The sequence below is a fragment of the Nocardioides sp. genome, assembly GCF_035703625.1.
GTDB lineage: Bacteria > Actinomycetota > Actinomycetes > Propionibacteriales > Nocardioidaceae > Nocardioides.
Window position 1 is genome coordinate 1 of record NZ_DASSXS010000053.1, and the last position, 14,579, is coordinate 14,579.

Sequence of the window (14,579 nt, forward strand, 5' to 3'; positions counted from 1 at the left end):
GCGAGGTTGTTGTCGAACCACGGGCCCTTCAGGAAGCGCCACTCGAACGGCGCATCCGGCACCTTCGCCGACCGGGCCACGACCCGGCCCAGGGGCCCCGCCACCCCGTAGGCGAGCACCGCCACCAGGAACCGCAGGCGCCGGGGCATCGGATTGCGGATCGGTGAGCAGACGGCCTGGATGACGCGGCTGTGGATCGGACCACCGCCGTCGATCGGGCGAGCCTCGTTGACGAAGCTGTGGTGGACGTCGCCCGAGAGGAAGGTGATCGTCCCCGGCGGGTGCCCGCGCCTTCCGCGTGCCACCTCGAGCGTCATGGCCGACACCTTCTGGAAGCCGTCCTGGAACGCCGCCCAGTGCTCGAGGTCGGCCCCCTGGCGCAGGCCCTCCCCGACCTTCTGGGCGCGCCGGCCCCACGCTCCCTCCGCCAGAGCCTCCCCGAAGGCCTCGGCATGGTGCAGCCCGGGGCCGAGCAGGAAGGGCAGGGAGGTGCCGATCAGCAGGTGGTCCACGTCGCCGCGCATCTGCCGGTCGAGCCAGTCCATCTCTCCGTCGTCGAGCATCGAGCGATGCTCGGGCTCCAGCACCCGCGCCGCGCGGGAGTCCACGACGACCAGCCTGGCCTGGTCGCCGAACTCGCGCGCGAAGCTCCAGCGGTAGGTCTCGGGCTTCTGGTCGGCGCGCTCGGCGAAGGCGTCCAGCAGGTCGGAGGCGTCGTACTCGTCGTCCCCGCCGTGGTCCTGGATCGCCTGCCAGTTCTCGTCCTCGGCCCGCTCAGCGGGAGTCATGTTGCCGAGGTGCTGGTAGACCCAGTACGAGCCGAGACCCGCCACGATCCGGCCGTGCCACCACTCGGTGGCCTCCATCTCCTGCTTCCAGGCGAGGGAGGTGTTCCAGTCGTCGCGGATGTCGTGGTCGTCGAAGATCATCGCGCTGGGGACGGTCGAGAGCAGCCACCGGTTCGCGGGGTCCGACCAGGCCAGCTTGTAGAGGTGGGCGTACTCCTCCCAGTCCTTGAGCTCGGTGCCGGGAGGCTCCTCGATGTCCCGTCGCGACTCGATGAACTCCTGCATCTCGGCGGTGGTCTCGTCGGCATAGACCTGGTCGCCCAGGAACAGCACCAGGTCCGGCCAGCGCGCCTGGTCGCCCGGGTCGGGGTCGTCCTCGGCGGACGGGTCGGTGATCCCGGCCATGCGCAGCGCGTAGGCGCGCAGCGCGTCCACGCCGTGGAGCTTGTTGCCCGCCTCGTCGTGGGTGACCGAGGTGCGGCAGGAGCCGAAGGCGAGCCTCAGCGGCTTCGCGCCGTCGAGCGTCGGGATCAACGACGGGGGGTACGCCGAGTCCGGCTCGGGCCACACCTGCTCGCCGTCGACACTCAGCGTGTACGGCGTCTTGGTCCCCGGCGTCAGGCCCTCGACGCAGACCAGGGCGTAGTGGTGGCCGTGCACCCCGAAGGTGCGCGCCTGCGCCTCGTGGTCGCCGGCGGTGAGGGTCACGAGGCCGGGCCCTGAGGTCTCCACCCAGACGCAGGCGCTGGTCTCGTCGACGTGGCGAAGCAATGGTCCTAGAACAAGCCCTCCCATGGTGCTCACCCTTGCACAGGTCGAGCACCGGCAGCAGATGGAGCAAGATGGCATCGTGCGTGACTGGTGGAGACGAGGCCTCTCCCGGAACATGGTGCGCCTGCGTCAGGACGGCCGGGCGGCGGTGATGTGGTCGCTGCGGATCACCACGGCCGCCGTGGCCAGCTACGTCGTCGCCAGCTTGATCTTCCCCGGCACCCAGCCACTGCTCGCGCCGTTGACGGCGATGCTCGTCGTCCAGGTGACGCCGGTGTCCCTGCTCGCCAGTGGTCTCGACCGGGTGGTGGCGGTGGTGTCGGGGGTGGCGCTCGCCGTGGTGTTCGCCGAGTTCGTCCCGCTCGAGTGGTGGAGCCTGGGGCTGCTCATCCTGACCTCCATCACCATCGGCCAGGCGCTGCGGCTTCGGGCCAACCTGATCGAGGTCGGCATCAGCGCGATGCTGGTCCTCGGCGTCGGGTCCCTGGGGACCGAGTCGGCCGCGTGGCAGCGGATCAGTGTCACGCTCGTGGGTGCGGCGGTCGGGATCGCGGCGAACCTGCTGGTGCCGCCCCGGGTCGCCACGTCCGACGCCGGCCGGGCGATCGACGGTCTGGCCGACTCGATCAGCGACCTGCTCACCCGGGCCGCCGACGAGCTGGCTGCGCTGGTCGAGCGCGGCGGCGACCTCCGGCCGGCCGCGCGGGCGTGGCTCGATGACGCGCGACAGATCACCTACGACATCCCCCGGATCGGTGCCGTCCTCCAGCACGCGGAGCAGGGGCGGCGGTTGAACGTCCGCGCGGTCGGTACGCCGGACGTGGGACCGGGACTCCGTCAGGGTCTCGAAGCCCTGGAGCACACCGCGGTCGCGATCCGGGCGATGTTCCGCGCGGTGGTGGACGCCACCCATGATCCGGCGTGGTCCGACGACGACGAGAGCACCGACGACGTGTCGCTCGGTCTCTCCCTGGCGTTTCGCGAGATGGCCGCCGTGATCGACGCGTTCGGCCAGCTCGTCCATGACGAGGCGGAGCTGGCGGTGCATCCCCGTTCCCCGGACGTCCGGGTGCTCCGGGAAGCACTGGAGGGGCTGCAGGAGGCACGTGCCCGCTTCGAGCACCTGCTCACTGACGACTCCCGGCCGGTGATGCTGGAGCTGCACGCCGCCGTGCTCTCGACGGTCAAGCGCCTGCACCAGGAGACCGACCTCAGCGAGCGGCTCCGCCGCCAGATCCGGTTGGGCGGCGGTCCCCGGCGACGGACTCCCCGGCTCACCCCGAGGCCACCCGCCCCGCAGCCGTCCTCGCCCCCGTGGGGAGAGGCCACCCCGGAGGCCGAGACGCAGCCCATGCGGAGGCTCGGTGACGAGGAGGGCGGGGGTCGCGTGTGACGGCGGCGCCCCGCCTCAGTCGAACGCGGAGGGGAAGGCGTCGCGGTAGCTGCGGATCTCGTGGGTGGAGCCGGCCGCGACCATCGCCCGGGCAACCGCACGCGTGACGCAGGTTCCCGCGGCCTCGAGCAGGGCGTGGAAGGCGAACGGGTCCGGGGCCTCGCCGGCGCAGGTCGCGAGCGTGAAGACGGTGTCGCCGTCGAACATCGTGTGCACGGGGTTGATCGCCCGGGCCAACCCGTCGTGGCCCAGCCCGCTCACCTTGGCGCACTGTGCCTTCGTGAGCGTGGCGTCGGTCGCGATCACGGCCAGCGTGGTCGCGAGCGGAGGCCGGCGCAGGGTGTCCTGGGCGGCCGCCTCGACCTTCGCGGCGAGCAGCTCGGCCTCATCCGGGCGCCGGAGGGGCGGGAGGTCGCCGTGCCGGCAGTGCCGGGCGGCCCACAGCTCACCGGTCGACGGGTCGACGCAGGAGCCGATCGCGTTCACGACCACGAGCGCCCCGACGGTGGCGCCGTCCGGCATCACCGTGCTCGCCGTCCCCACCCCGCCCTTGAGGCCGCCGGCCCTGGCCCCGGTCCCGGCCCCGCGGTTCCCCTCCTCGACCTCGGTGCCGGCAGCGTCGTACGCCGCCTCGCCGAACGCCGCGTCCGGGTGATGGGAGAAGGTCCCGCCCCGGCCCAGGTCGTAGATCACCGCCCCCGGCACGATCGGCACGACCTCGCCGGGGCCGCCCATCGGGTAGCCGACACCGTCGCGCAGCAGCCTCTGGGCCACCCCGTCGGCGGCCGCGAGGCCGAGCGCGGAGCCTCCGCTGAGGACGACGGCGTGGACCCGCTCCACCAGGTTCCGCGGGTCGAGCAGGTCGGTCTCGCGGGTGCCCGGCCCGCCACCGCGTACGTCGACGCCCGCGACCGCCCCCTCGGGCGGGGCGAGCACCACGGTCGTGCCGGTCAGCCAGCCCTCACCGACCCGTTCGGCCTGGCCGACCCGGATTCCGGAAACGTCGGTGATCGCCCCCATCGGGCTCAGCGGGGCAGCCCGCTCGAGCGCCAGCCGCCGGGGCCGTGCGCGTGGGTCGTGCGGACCTTGCGGTGGTGGGCCGACCACTCCGGCGTCCGGCGCGGGGGCGGCTCCTCGGCCGAGCCCAGGGAGGCGAACACCGCGACCAGCGCCGCGATCTCCTCCGGCGTCGCGTCGGGGGAGACGATCCTCAGGAGCGGTGGCCGAGGTGGGTCCGGGGTTGCCGGCTCGTCACTCACAGCGGGATGTTCCCGTGCTTCTTCGCCGGCAGCGTCTCGCGCTTGGAGCGGAGGAGCCGCAGCGCCCGGACCACCTCGACCCGGGTCTCGTGGGGGGAGATCACCGCGTCGACGTAGCCGCGCTCGGCGGCGATGTAGGGGTTGGCCAGGTGGTCCTCGTACTCCGTGATCAGCTCGGCCCGCTTCTCGGCCAGCGAATCGGCGTCCTTCGTGTCGGCGAGCTCCTTGCGGTACAGGATGTTCACCGCACCCTGCGCGCCCATCACCGCGATCTGGGCGGTCGGCCAGGCGAGGTTGATGTCGGCGCCGAGGTGCTTGGAGCCCATGACGTCGTAGGCGCCGCCGTAGGCCTTGCGGGTGATGATCGTGACGAGCGGGACGGTGGCCTCGGCGTAGGCGTAGATGAGCTTGGCGCCGCGGCGAATGATGCCGTTCCACTCCTGGTCGGTACCGGGCAGGAAGCCGGGGACGTCGACGAACGTCAGCACCGGGATGTTGAACGCGTCGCAGGTGCGCACGAATCGGGCGGCCTTCTCCGAGGCGTCGATGTCGAGGGTGCCGGCGAACTGCATCGGCTGGTTGGCGACGATCCCGACCGGGGATCCCTCCACCCGGCCGAAGCCCACGATGATGTTGGGCGCGAACAGCGCCATCACCTCGAGGAAGTCCTCGTCGTCGACGACGGCCGTGATGACCTCGTGCATGTCGTAGGGCTGGTTCGGCGAGTCCGGGATGATCGCGTCGAGCGTGCGGTCGAGGTCGGAGAACTCCAGGTCCGCGGGATCGTCGTACGACGGCGCCTCGTCGAGGTTGTTCTGCGGGAGGAACGAGAGCAGCGTCTTGACGTACTCGATGGCGTCGTCCTCGTCGTGCCCCATGTAGTGGGCGTTGCCGGACTTGGTGTTGTGGGTCCGCGCGCCGCCGAGCTCCTCCATCGACACGTCCTCGCCGGTGACGGTCTTGATCACGTCGGGACCGGTGATGAACATGTTCGAGGTGCCGTCGACCATGATCGTGAAGTCGGTGACGGCGGGGGAGTAGACGTGCCCGCCGGCGCACGAGCCCATGATCATCGAGATCTGGGGGATCACGCCGCTGGCGTGGACGTTGCGGCGGAAGATCTCGCCGTAGAGACCCAGCGAGACGACACCCTCCTGGATGCGTGCCCCGGCGCCCTCGTTGATGCCGATGATGGGGCAGCCGGTCTTGATGGCCAGGTCCATCACCTTGGTGATCTTCTCGCCGTACACCTCGCCCAGGGAGCCGCCGAAGACGGTGAAGTCCTGGGAGAACACGCACACCTGGCGGCCGTCGATCGTCCCGTAGCCGGTGACCACGCCGTCGCCGTAGGGCCGCTTCTTCTCCAGCCCGAACGCGGTCGAGCGGTGCCGGGCCAGCTCGTCGAGCTCGACGAAGGAGCCCTCGTCGAAGAGCAGCTCGATCCGCTCCCGGGCGGTCTTGCGGCCCTTGGCGTGCTGCTTCTCGACGGCCTTGGCCGAGCCGGCGTGGACCGCCTCGTCGAGCCGCCGGTCGAGGTCCTCGAGCTTGCCTGCGGTCGTGTGGATGTCGATGTCGTCGGGAACCTCGGTGCCCTGCACCTGGCCCTCGATCTGCTCCGACGCGCTGGAATCTGCTGGACTCAACTGGCCTCCTCGTTGCTCGTCGGCCAATCTAGTGCCCGTGACGGCCGCAGCGGACCCCCGCCCGCCACTCGACCCCGAGCGGCTCGCCGCGTTCGGCCACTCGGCCGGGCGCGGTCTGCAGGTCGAGATCGTCGACACCGCCCCCTCCACCAACGCCGTGGTCGCCGAGCGCGCCCGCCACGGCGCGCCGCACGGCCTGGTGGTCGTGGCCGAGCACCAGACCGCCGGCCGGGGTCGCCTGGACCGCGCGTGGGAGACGCCCGCCCGGGCCGCGCTGACCTTCTCGGTGCTGCTCCGGCCACAGGTGCCGGCGGCGCAGTGGCCCTGGCTGCCGCTGCTGGCCGGCCATGCCCTGGCGATCGCGCTGCGCGAGGCCGAGGTACCGGCCGGGCTGAAGTGGCCCAACGACGTCCTGGTCGGTGAGCGCAAGGTGGCCGGCATCCTGCTGGAACGGGTCGAGACCGGTGACGGCCCGGCCGCGGTCCTCGGCGTCGGCCTCAACGTGTCCACGACCGAGGAGGAGCTCCCCGTCGACACCGCGACGTCGGTCGCGCTGGCCACGGGATCCGCGCCGGACCGGACCGAGCTGCTGACGCGCCTCCTGGGACGCCTGGTCGACGAGTACGACGCCTGGCAGGCCGACGAGGCACGGACCGTGACGCTCGCCTCGGCGTACACCGACGTCTGTGTGACGGTGGGCCGCGAGGTCCGCGTGGAGCTGCCCGGAGGGACGGTCCGCACCGGGACGGCCCAGGGCATCGACCCCGGGGGGCGGCTGGTCGTCGACGGTGTCGCGCTGGGCGTCGGGGACGTGGTCCACGTCCGCCCTGCCCGATGACCGGATCAGTGCCATGATCGTGGCTGTGACGTTCTCCGAGAAGCTGCTCAACCCGGGTGAGCACGTCGTCGTGACGACCCGCACCCACCCGAAGGTGCTGATGCTGCCGGTCCTGATCCTGGTGCTGACCCTGGGAGTGGCCGCATTCGTCCAGCGGTCCGGCAGCGGTGGCCTGGCCGACGTGATGCACACCGGAGTCTGGGTGGTGGCGGCGATCGTCATCCTCATCTGGGTGGTCCGCCCCGTCATCGCGTGGGCGACCACGAGCTACACGTTCACCAACCGCAGGTTCATCAAGCGCTCGGGCCTGATCGGCAAGGAGGGGCGCACCATCCCGCTCAACCGGATCAGCGGCGTGGACTTCGAGATCGGGATCATCGACCGGCTCTTCGGCTGCGGCACCCTCGTCGTCTCCGACGCCAGCGAGCAGGGACGCGTCGAGCTCGAGGACGTCCCCCGCGTCGAGGAGGTGCAGCTCCAGGTCGCCGAGGAGCTCCACCGGCTCTCAGGGCACCGCAGCGACGATGGAACCTGAGACCGAGACCGCCCGGGATCGGCTCGAACGCGCGATCCTGGGCGAAGGTCGCGTGTTCAGCGCCCTCGAGGTGGCTGAGGAGACCGGGGTGACGGTCGACCAGCTGCGCCGTCTGTGGCGAGCCCTCGGCTTCCCCGAGCACGGCGTCGAGGTGGCCTTCACCAGGGCCGACGCCGAGGCGGTCAGCCGGCTCAGCGCCATCGTGGAGACCGGGGTGATCGACTTCGACACGGCGGTCAACCTGACCCGGGCGGTGGGCCAGACGATGGCCCGGCTCTCCGACTGGGAGGTCGGGACGCTCTCGCACCGGGTGGAGGAGCTGGAGGCCGGCGACGAGGCGACCGGAAGCCGGAGCGGCTCCGCCCTGCGGATGCTGAACGAGATCAACCCGCCCTTCGAGAGCCTGCTCATCTACGTCTGGCGGCGGCACCTCGCCGCGGCGGTGGCCCGGGTCGAGGCGCTCGGCGCCAACGAGGAGGACCTGCACACCGCCCACGTCACGGTGGGATTCGTGGACATCGTCGGTTTCACGGCGCTCTCCAACCAGACCGGGCAGGCGAGGATCGGCGAGATCGTCGAGCTCTTCGAGTCCCGGTGCGCCGACGCGGTGGCCGCGAAGCGCGGTCGGGTGATCAAGAGCATCGGCGACTCGGTGCTGTTCGTGAACGACGACCCGATCCGCGCCTACGACACGGCCGAGGGCATCATCAACGTGGTCGGCCGGGACCCGCGGATGCCCGACGTCAGGGTCGGCCTGGCCAGCGGATCGGTCGTGATGCGGCTCGGCGACGTCTTCGGCCCGCCGGTCAACATGGCCGCGCGGATGACCTCGGTGGCCCGCCGCAACCGGATCATCGTCGACGCCGAGACCGCGGAGCTGCTGCCGGACGACCAGTTCGAGACGCGGCGGCTCTCGGCGCGTCCGGTGCGGGGTTTCGGCCTCGTGGAGCCGGTCGCCGTACGTCGGCACTAGGGGGCACCAGGTGTCCGCCGCCGCTGGCACCAACTCGAACGTTTGTGCAAGGTTCGTGCGTTTTACGTAACGGTGATGCACCAATTCCTACCGTTGGTCCATGTTCCGTGTTCAGGATGTCGAGCTCGACCCCGAGACGCGCCGCGCGTGGCGTGCGGGGCGCGAGATCATCCTGTCCCGCAAGGAGTTCGACCTGGTCGAGGCGCTGATGGCGCGCGCCGGCGACATCGTCACGCGCGACGAGCTGATGAGGACGGTGTGGCACACCAACTTCTGGACGTCGTCCAAGACGATCGACGTGCACCTGGGCTGGGTCCGTCGCAAGCTCGGTGACGACACGCGGCGACCCACGCTGATCACCACGATCCGCGGCAAGGGGCTGCGCTTCGAGACGAACGGGCACAACCACTAGCCTCTGCTGTGTGACCGCGTCCGCACCGACCCTCGCCGTCATCGGCGGCGGGCAGCTGGCCCGGATGATGGCGCAGCCCGCGATCGCGCTGGGGCTGCCGCTGCGGCTGCTGGCCGAGGGCGAGGGGGTCTCCGCGGCCCAGGTCATCCCCGACCACTACGTCGGCGACTACCGCGACCTCGACACCCTGGTGAAGGCGACCGACGGCTGTGCGGTGGTGACCTTCGACCACGAGCACGTCCCGACCGAGCACCTGCGGGCACTCGCCGGGTCCGGCCTCGCCGTGCGGCCCGGCCCGGAGGCCCTGGTGCACGCCCAGGACAAGGGGGTGATGCGGGAGGCGATCTCGCGGCTGGGCCTGCCCAACCCCCGGTACGCCGCGGTCGGGTCGCTCTCGGAGATCGAGGACTTCGGCTTCCCCTGCGTGCTGAAGCGAACTCGTGGCGGGTACGACGGCAAGGGGGTCTGGGTCGTCCGGACCGCGGCGGAGTGCGAGGCGCCGCTGGCGTCGGCCGCGGCCTCGGCCGTGGAGCTGCTCGCCGAGGAGCTGGTCGACTTCCGTCGCGAGCTGTCCGCCCTGGTGGCCAGGTCGCCCAGCGGCCAGGCCGCGGCGTACCCGGTCGTGGAGTCCACCCAGCGCGACGGGATCTGTCACGAGGTGGTCGCACCGGCACCGGGACTGGATCCCGACCTGGCGGGCCGGGCGCAGGAGCTCGCGCTCCGGGTCGCCGGAGCCCTCGACGTCACCGGCATCCTCGCCGTCGAGCTCTTCGAGACCGCTGACGGGCGGCTGCTGGTCAACGAGCTGGCGATGCGCCCCCACAACACCGGCCACTGGACCCAGGACGGTGCCGTCACGTCCCAGTTCGAGAACCACCTCCGCGCCGTCATGGACCTGCCGCTGGGCTCGCCGGCGGCACGGGCGCCGTGGACGGTGATGGTCAACATCCTCGGGGGAGCGGCGGAGACCGGACGGCTGTACGACGGCTTCCCGCACGCCCTGGCGCGTGACCCGCACCTGCGGGTTCACCTCTACGGCAAGGAGCTGCGTCCTGGGCGCAAGGTGGGCCACGTCAACGCCTACGGCGCCGACCTCGACGACTGCCTGGAGCGTGCCCGGCACGCCGCGGCGTGGTTCGGTGGTGACCTCGGAGATGAGAGTGAGTAGACATGGCTGACCCCCAGCCCCGCGTCGGCATCGTGATGGGCTCCGACTCCGACTGGCCGGTGATGAAGGACGCCGCGGAGGCGCTGACCGAGTTCGACATCGCCCACGAGGCCGATGTCATCTCCGCGCACCGGATGCCCGAGCAGATGCTCGACTACGGGCGGCAGGCCGCCGGCCGCGGGCTGCAGGTGATCATCGCCGGGGCCGGTGGCGCGGCCCACCTGCCCGGGATGCTCGCCTCGGTCACGGCGCTGCCGGTGATCGGCGTCCCCGTCCCGCTGAAGTACCTCGACGGCATGGACTCCCTGCTCTCGATCGTGCAGATGCCGGCCGGCGTCCCCGTGGCCGCCGTCGCCGTCGGCAACGCGCGCAACGCCGGGCTGCTCGCCGTGCGGATCCTCGCGGCGACCGACCCGGCCCTCCAGGAGCGGATGACCGACTTCCAGGCCGAGCTGCGGCGCACCGCGGAGGAGAAGGGGAAGGCTGTGCGCGGGGCCTCCCACCACACGGGCAGGATCGGGTTCTGACCGGAGCGGACGCGGCTGCGGAGTGCAAGCGGAGCACGGCCCGGACGCTGTCGCCGGACCGGCTGGTCGGGCTCGACGTCGCGCGCTGCCTGGCGCTGCTGGGCATGGTCGCCACCCACGTCTTCCTCCCCCGCGGGCCCGACGGTGACCTGGCGCTGCCGCAGGCGATCGCGGGTGGCCGGTCAGCGGCGCTGTTCGCGGTGCTCGCCGGGGTGTCGCTGGCCCTGATGACCGGCCGCCGCGATCCGGTCACCGGCCGGGAGCGGGTGGCCCGGTCGTGGGGGATCGTGGTCCGCGCGCTGCTGATCGCGCTGGTGGGCCTCTACCTGGGCAGCCTGGGCTCGGGACTGGCGATCATCCTCACCTACTACGGCCTGCTGTTCCTGCTGGGTCTCCCGTTCGTCGGCCTGCGCGCACCGGCGTTGCTGGTCCTGACCGGCGCCTGGCTCGTGGTCGCACCGGTCATCTCGCAGCTGGTCCGGCCGGAGCTACCGCCACGAGGGTTCGCCAGCCCGACCTTCGACCAGCTCGCCGACCCCGGCCAGCTGCTGAGCGAGCTCCTGTTCACCGGCTACTACCCGGTGGTGCCCTGGCTGGCCTACCTGCTCGCCGGGATGGCGCTCGGACGGCTCGACCTCGCCAACCGCGCCGTGCAGGGGTGGATCACCGGGGCGGGCGCGGCGCTGGCGCTGGTCTCGTTCGCGGTGTCGCGGATCCTGACCGGCCCCTACGGCATCGCCGAGGAGCTGGCCGGCTCCCCGGGAGCGCCGGCGGCCACCGGCCCGGACCTGCTCCAGGAGATCGCCGGCGGCATGTTCGGCACCACGCCGACGGGAGGTCCCTGGGAGTGGCTGCTGGTGGTCGCGCCCCACAGCGCGACGCCGTTCGATCTCGCGCACACCATCGGGACGTCGTACCTGGTCATCGGCGCCTGCCTGCTCCTCCTCGGTGCCGTGCCGACGGCCCGTCGCCGGGCCGTGGCGATCGCCTTCGGGGCCGGGACCATGACCCTGACGCTCTACACGCTGCACGTGGTGATGAGGACCCCGGCCGTGCTGCCCGACGAGACCCCGTCGTCGTTCCCGCTGCACGTGGTCGCGCTGCTCACGATCGGCGGTCTCTACGTCTACGGCGGTCGGCGAGGGCCCCTGGAGTGGGTGGTCGCCGCGGTCTCGGGCCGCGCGGTCGAGCGGTCGAGGCGCGAGGCGCACACGCGGGGCTGACCGACCGCGTCACTCCTCGTCCGCCAGCTCCTCGGCGGTGGGGATCGGCCCGCCCCCGTCCGGGATCCAGCGCCCGGAGTCTCGCCAGCGGACGGCCGCGTGGAAGCCGTGCGTCGCGGCGAACTCCTGGAACCAGCGACCTTCGGGTGAGTGGCGGGTGATGCCGTCGAACAGCGTGGCGAGGACCTGGGTGCCCTGCAGGCCCATGTTGTCGAAGGCCTGGTTGATCATCAGCTTCTGCATCGCCAGCTGGTTGACCGGGACCCCGGCGATCCGGTCGGCCAGTCGCTCGACGGCCTCCTCCAGGTCGGCGGCGGGGACGGACTCCACGACCAGCCCCCAGTCGGCGGCGGTCCGGCCGTCGATGGTGTCGCCGGTCAGGAGCATCCGCTTCGCGCGCTCGGCCCCGAGCCGGTAGACCCACATGGCCGTCGTCGGGCATCCCCACACCCGGGACGGCATGTAGCCGATGCGCGCGTCGTCGGCCATCACGACGAGGTCGCAGGACAGGGCGATGTCGCTGCCGCCGGCGACCGCGTGCCCGTGCACCTTGGCGATGGTCGGCTTGAGCGACCGCCACAGCGTGAAGAAGCCGTCGGTGTTGGCCTTCATCAGCCGGTAGTCCTTGATCGGGTCCCAGACCGGGGGCTGGAAGCTGTCGCCCTGCTCGGCGAAGACCTTGAGGTCGTAGCCGGCACAGAACGCGTCGCCGGCACCCTGCAGCACGATGACGTGCACGTCGGGGTCGTCGTCGGCCGCGGCGACAGCGGCCGGGATCTCGCGGACCATCGCGGCGTCGATCGCGTTGAGCCGCTCGGGCCGGTCGAGGGTGATGTACGCCTTGCGGTCGCGGGTCTCGTAGGTGAGGGACTCGAAGGTCTGGGCCATGGGACTGCTTACTCCCCGCGCACCCGGCCGCGCAATGCCTTGGTCTCGCCGCGCTGGCGCTTGGCGTCGAGCCGGCGCTGCCGGGCCCGGCGGGAGGGCTTCGTGGGCCGGCGTGGCGGGGGAGGCGGGGCCAGGGCGGTCCGGAGCAGGTCGGCCAGCCGCTCCCGCGCGGCGACCCGGTTGCGGTGCTGCGAGCGGTGCTCCGAGGCGTCGACGACCAGCCGGCCGTCGACCAGGCGGGAGGCGAGGTTGGCGAGCGCACGGGCGCGCTGGGTCTCGGAGAGGGCGGCCGATCCGGCGACGTCGTACTCGAGCTCGACGCGGCTGTCGGCGGTGTTGACCGACTGTCCGCCGGGACCGGACGAACGCGAGAACCGCTCCACGAGCTCGGCGGCCGGGATCACCAGGCCGGACGGGAGCCCGGGACCGGGGCTGACCGCGAGGTCGCGACCGGGCGTGGTCACGGGCGTCGTCGTCCCCACTCGATCGCCGGGCAGGTGTCCATCACCATCGGGACCCCGGCGTCGGTGGTGCGGCGGAACGCGTCGTGGTCGACCACCCCGAGCTGGAACCACACCCCGCGGGCGCCGATCGCGACCGCCTGGTCGGCGAACTCCCCGGCAGCCTCGGAGCGACGGAACACGTCGACCACGTCGACGGCGAACGGCACGTCGGCGAGCGTGGCGTAGCCGGTCTCGCCGAGGACGGTCGGCGCCTCGGGGTGCACCGGCACGATCCGCTTGCCGCGGTCCTGGAGCATCTGGGCGATCCGGTACGCCGTGCGGTTGGGGTTGCCCGACAGGCCGACCACCGCCCAGGTCTGGCAGTCGTCGAGCAGGAACCTGATGTTCTCCGGGTCGAGCCACTGCGGCAGGGCCAGGTCCTCAGCGCTGGGAGCCATGCCGCCAGTCAACCAGCCCCCGGGAACCCGGCGGCTCCCGCACGCGTCAGAACCGGCATGAGCACTCACCTCGTGCGGCGGGCGTCGGTCGGGCTTCTCCTGGTCTCGTCGGCGCTCGCCGGCTGCGGGGACGAGTCCGGGCAGGACCTCCGTGATCCGATCGAGCCGGTGGACGTCGAGTACGTCGGCGACGGCCCGGCGCGGCTCTTCCCCGACGGGTCCGCGCCGATCCGGCTCACCCTGCGCGACGGCGAGATCTCGTTCACCTCCTCGTGCAACCAGTTCTCGGGGCGGGCGAGCTGGGACGACGGCGTCCTGCGGACCGGCGCCCTCGGTGGCACCGAGATGGGCTGCCCCGGCCTCCGCCAGCGGCAGGACGAGTGGATGGTCGCCTTCTTCGGGTCGTCGCCGGCAGTCGAGCTGGACGGCACCGACCTCGCGATCGAGTCGGAGAAGGATCGCGTGTGGTTCGTGCCGGCGGACGAGGCGCCGTCGGGCGAGCCTGGCGACGAGGCCGACCTGGTGGGGACCCGGTGGCGCCTCACCGGCATCGGCGAGCGGGACGGCGACTCGACCGGGATGATGGTCGTCCCCGACGACGTCACCGCCACGATCCGGTTCGACTCCGGGGAGTTCGCGGTCCGCACCGGATGCAACACCGGGGGCGGGCCCGCGGTCGTCGGGAGCGACGAGATCCGCCTCGGGCAGTTCGCCGTCACGCTCCTGCCGTGCACCGGCGTAGCCGGCGGGGTGGAGCGGGCAGTGACCCAGGTGCTCCAGGGCGGCCCGGCCGTCAGCTGGGCGATCACCGGCGACGAGCTGCGGCTCCGCGCACGTGATGGACGGCACGAGCTCGTGTTCCACCGCTGACCGTCCGGTCGGCCGGCAGGTGTTGCGGAAGTACGATCCGGGGCATGAGCGACTTCCCCCTCTATGCCCTGTCCGAGGAGCACCAGGCCATCCGCGAGGCCGTGCGCTCGGTCTGCGACGCCAAGGTGGCGCCGTACGCCGCCGACGTCGACGAGAACGCCCGCTACCCGCGCGAGGCGGCCGAGGCGCTGCAGGCGGCCGACTTCCACGCACCCCACGTCCCGGAGGAGTACGGCGGCGCCGGAGCCGATGCGCTCGCGACGGTCCTGGTCATCGAGGAGGTCGCCCGGGCCTGCGTGAGCGCGAGCCTGATCCCGGCCGTCAACAAGCTGGGTTCGCTGCCGGTGATGCTCTCGGGCTCCGAGGAGCTGAAGAAGCACTACCTCGGCA

At 72.1% G+C, this 14,579-nt stretch carries 17 protein-coding genes; 10 read left to right on the top strand and 7 right to left on the bottom strand.

Annotation, left to right across the window (positions count from 1 at the left end; genetic code table 11):
• A partial coding sequence (locus tag VFN12_RS02410; RefSeq protein WP_325116959.1) for an alkaline phosphatase D family protein occupies positions 1-1,559 on the bottom strand: 1,559 nt, incomplete at its 3' end.
• Between the two features lie 22 nt (positions 1,560-1,581).
• Here VFN12_RS02410 and VFN12_RS02415 point away from each other — a divergent pair.
• Positions 1,582-2,952 (top strand): FUSC family protein, encoded by a 1,371-nt coding sequence (locus tag VFN12_RS02415; RefSeq protein ID WP_325116960.1) that lies wholly within the window; start codon positions 1,582-1,584, stop codon positions 2,950-2,952.
• A gap of 15 nt (positions 2,953-2,967) precedes the next feature.
• On the opposite strand, the gene VFN12_RS02420 is transcribed toward VFN12_RS02415, so the two are convergent.
• The 3 genes from VFN12_RS02420 to VFN12_RS02430 are packed head-to-tail and all read right to left on the bottom strand — an operon-like array spanning position 2,968 to position 5,809.
• Positions 2,968-3,972 carry a P1 family peptidase gene (locus tag VFN12_RS02420; protein ID WP_325116961.1) on the bottom strand — a complete coding sequence of 335 codons (1,005 nt, stop codon included), beginning with the start codon at positions 3,970-3,972 and terminating at the stop codon, positions 2,968-2,970.
• A gap of 5 nt (positions 3,973-3,977) precedes the next feature.
• On the bottom strand, positions 3,978-4,211 hold the full coding sequence (locus tag VFN12_RS02425; protein WP_325116962.1) for an acyl-CoA carboxylase subunit epsilon: 234 nt from the start codon (positions 4,209-4,211) through the stop codon (positions 3,978-3,980).
• A complete protein-coding gene (locus tag VFN12_RS02430; protein WP_325116974.1) occupies positions 4,208-5,809 on the bottom strand; it encodes an acyl-CoA carboxylase subunit beta in 1,602 nt (533 codons plus the stop codon). The genes VFN12_RS02425 and VFN12_RS02430 overlap by 4 nt, the downstream gene beginning before the upstream one ends.
• 82 nt (positions 5,810-5,891) lie before the next feature.
• Here VFN12_RS02430 and VFN12_RS02435 point away from each other — a divergent pair, with 82 nt between their 5' ends.
• From VFN12_RS02435 to VFN12_RS02465, 7 genes are all read left to right on the top strand, one after another.
• Entirely contained in the window at positions 5,892-6,692 is an 801-nt protein-coding gene (locus VFN12_RS02435) for a biotin--[acetyl-CoA-carboxylase] ligase (protein ID WP_325116963.1), read from the top strand.
• Between the two features lie 13 nt (positions 6,693-6,705).
• Positions 6,706-7,227 carry a PH domain-containing protein gene (locus VFN12_RS02440; RefSeq protein WP_325116964.1) on the top strand — a complete coding sequence of 174 codons (522 nt, stop codon included), beginning with the start codon at positions 6,706-6,708 and terminating at the stop codon, positions 7,225-7,227.
• Entirely contained in the window at positions 7,217-8,200 is a 984-nt protein-coding gene (locus tag VFN12_RS02445) for an adenylate/guanylate cyclase domain-containing protein (protein ID WP_325116965.1), read from the top strand. The genes VFN12_RS02440 and VFN12_RS02445 overlap by 11 nt, the downstream gene beginning before the upstream one ends.
• A gap of 100 nt (positions 8,201-8,300) precedes the next feature.
• Positions 8,301-8,612 carry a winged helix-turn-helix domain-containing protein gene (locus VFN12_RS02450; protein WP_325116966.1) on the top strand — a complete coding sequence of 104 codons (312 nt, stop codon included), beginning with the start codon at positions 8,301-8,303 and terminating at the stop codon, positions 8,610-8,612.
• A 10-nt stretch (positions 8,613-8,622) separates the two neighbouring features.
• Positions 8,623-9,780, top strand: coding sequence for a 5-(carboxyamino)imidazole ribonucleotide synthase (locus tag VFN12_RS02455; RefSeq protein ID WP_325116967.1), 1,158 nt, complete (start codon positions 8,623-8,625; stop codon positions 9,778-9,780).
• 2 nt (positions 9,781-9,782) lie between these two features.
• Positions 9,783-10,307, top strand: a complete 525-nt coding sequence (gene purE / locus VFN12_RS02460; RefSeq protein WP_325116968.1) for a 5-(carboxyamino)imidazole ribonucleotide mutase — start codon at positions 9,783-9,785, stop codon at positions 10,305-10,307.
• 62 nt (positions 10,308-10,369) lie between these two features.
• Entirely contained in the window at positions 10,370-11,530 is a 1,161-nt protein-coding gene (locus VFN12_RS02465) for a heparan-alpha-glucosaminide N-acetyltransferase domain-containing protein (RefSeq protein WP_325116975.1), read from the top strand.
• A gap of 9 nt (positions 11,531-11,539) precedes the next feature.
• On the opposite strand, the gene VFN12_RS02470 is transcribed toward VFN12_RS02465, so the two are convergent.
• The 3 genes from VFN12_RS02470 to VFN12_RS02480 are packed head-to-tail and all read right to left on the bottom strand — an operon-like array spanning position 11,540 to position 13,319.
• Positions 11,540-12,418, bottom strand: a complete 879-nt coding sequence (locus VFN12_RS02470; RefSeq protein ID WP_325116969.1) for a crotonase/enoyl-CoA hydratase family protein — start codon at positions 12,416-12,418, stop codon at positions 11,540-11,542.
• A gap of 8 nt (positions 12,419-12,426) precedes the next feature.
• Positions 12,427-12,882, bottom strand: a complete 456-nt coding sequence (gene arfB, locus VFN12_RS02475; protein WP_325116970.1) for an alternative ribosome rescue aminoacyl-tRNA hydrolase ArfB — start codon at positions 12,880-12,882, stop codon at positions 12,427-12,429.
• Complete coding sequence (locus VFN12_RS02480; protein WP_325116971.1) at positions 12,879-13,319, bottom strand: CoA-binding protein; 441 nt, start codon at positions 13,317-13,319, stop codon at positions 12,879-12,881. Before VFN12_RS02480 ends, arfB begins: the two co-directional genes overlap by 4 nt.
• A gap of 57 nt (positions 13,320-13,376) precedes the next feature.
• Between VFN12_RS02480 and VFN12_RS02485 the strand changes: the two genes are divergently transcribed.
• Both VFN12_RS02485 and VFN12_RS02490 read left to right on the top strand, forming a co-directional pair.
• The gene (locus VFN12_RS02485) at positions 13,377-14,189 is read left to right on the top strand and encodes an META domain-containing protein (RefSeq protein ID WP_325116972.1); all 813 of its coding nucleotides are present in this window, start codon (positions 13,377-13,379) and stop codon (positions 14,187-14,189) included.
• A gap of 44 nt (positions 14,190-14,233) precedes the next feature.
• On the top strand, positions 14,234-14,579 hold a 346-nt coding region (locus VFN12_RS02490), incomplete at its 3' end, for an acyl-CoA dehydrogenase family protein (protein ID WP_325116973.1).

Bases quoted from the DNA above. Each gene is read 5' to 3' on its own strand.
- VFN12_RS02415 (WP_325116960.1), top strand. From the start codon at position 1,582: ATGGTGCTCACCCTTGCACAGGTCGAGCACCGGCAGCAGATGGAGCAA.
- VFN12_RS02420 (WP_325116961.1), bottom strand. From the start codon at position 3,972: ATGGGGGCGATCACCGACGTTTCCGGAATCCGGGTCGGCCAGGCCGAA.
- VFN12_RS02440 (WP_325116964.1), top strand. From the start codon at position 6,706: ATGATCGTGGCTGTGACGTTCTCCGAGAAGCTGCTCAACCCGGGTGAG.
- VFN12_RS02445 (WP_325116965.1), top strand. From the start codon at position 7,217: ATGGAACCTGAGACCGAGACCGCCCGGGATCGGCTCGAACGCGCGATC.
- VFN12_RS02450 (WP_325116966.1), top strand. From the start codon at position 8,301: ATGTTCCGTGTTCAGGATGTCGAGCTCGACCCCGAGACGCGCCGCGCG.
- purE (WP_325116968.1), top strand. From the start codon at position 9,783: ATGGCTGACCCCCAGCCCCGCGTCGGCATCGTGATGGGCTCCGACTCC.
- VFN12_RS02470 (WP_325116969.1), bottom strand. From the start codon at position 12,418: ATGGCCCAGACCTTCGAGTCCCTCACCTACGAGACCCGCGACCGCAAG.
- VFN12_RS02480 (WP_325116971.1), bottom strand. From the start codon at position 13,319: ATGGCTCCCAGCGCTGAGGACCTGGCCCTGCCGCAGTGGCTCGACCCG.
- VFN12_RS02485 (WP_325116972.1), top strand. From the start codon at position 13,377: ATGAGCACTCACCTCGTGCGGCGGGCGTCGGTCGGGCTTCTCCTGGTC.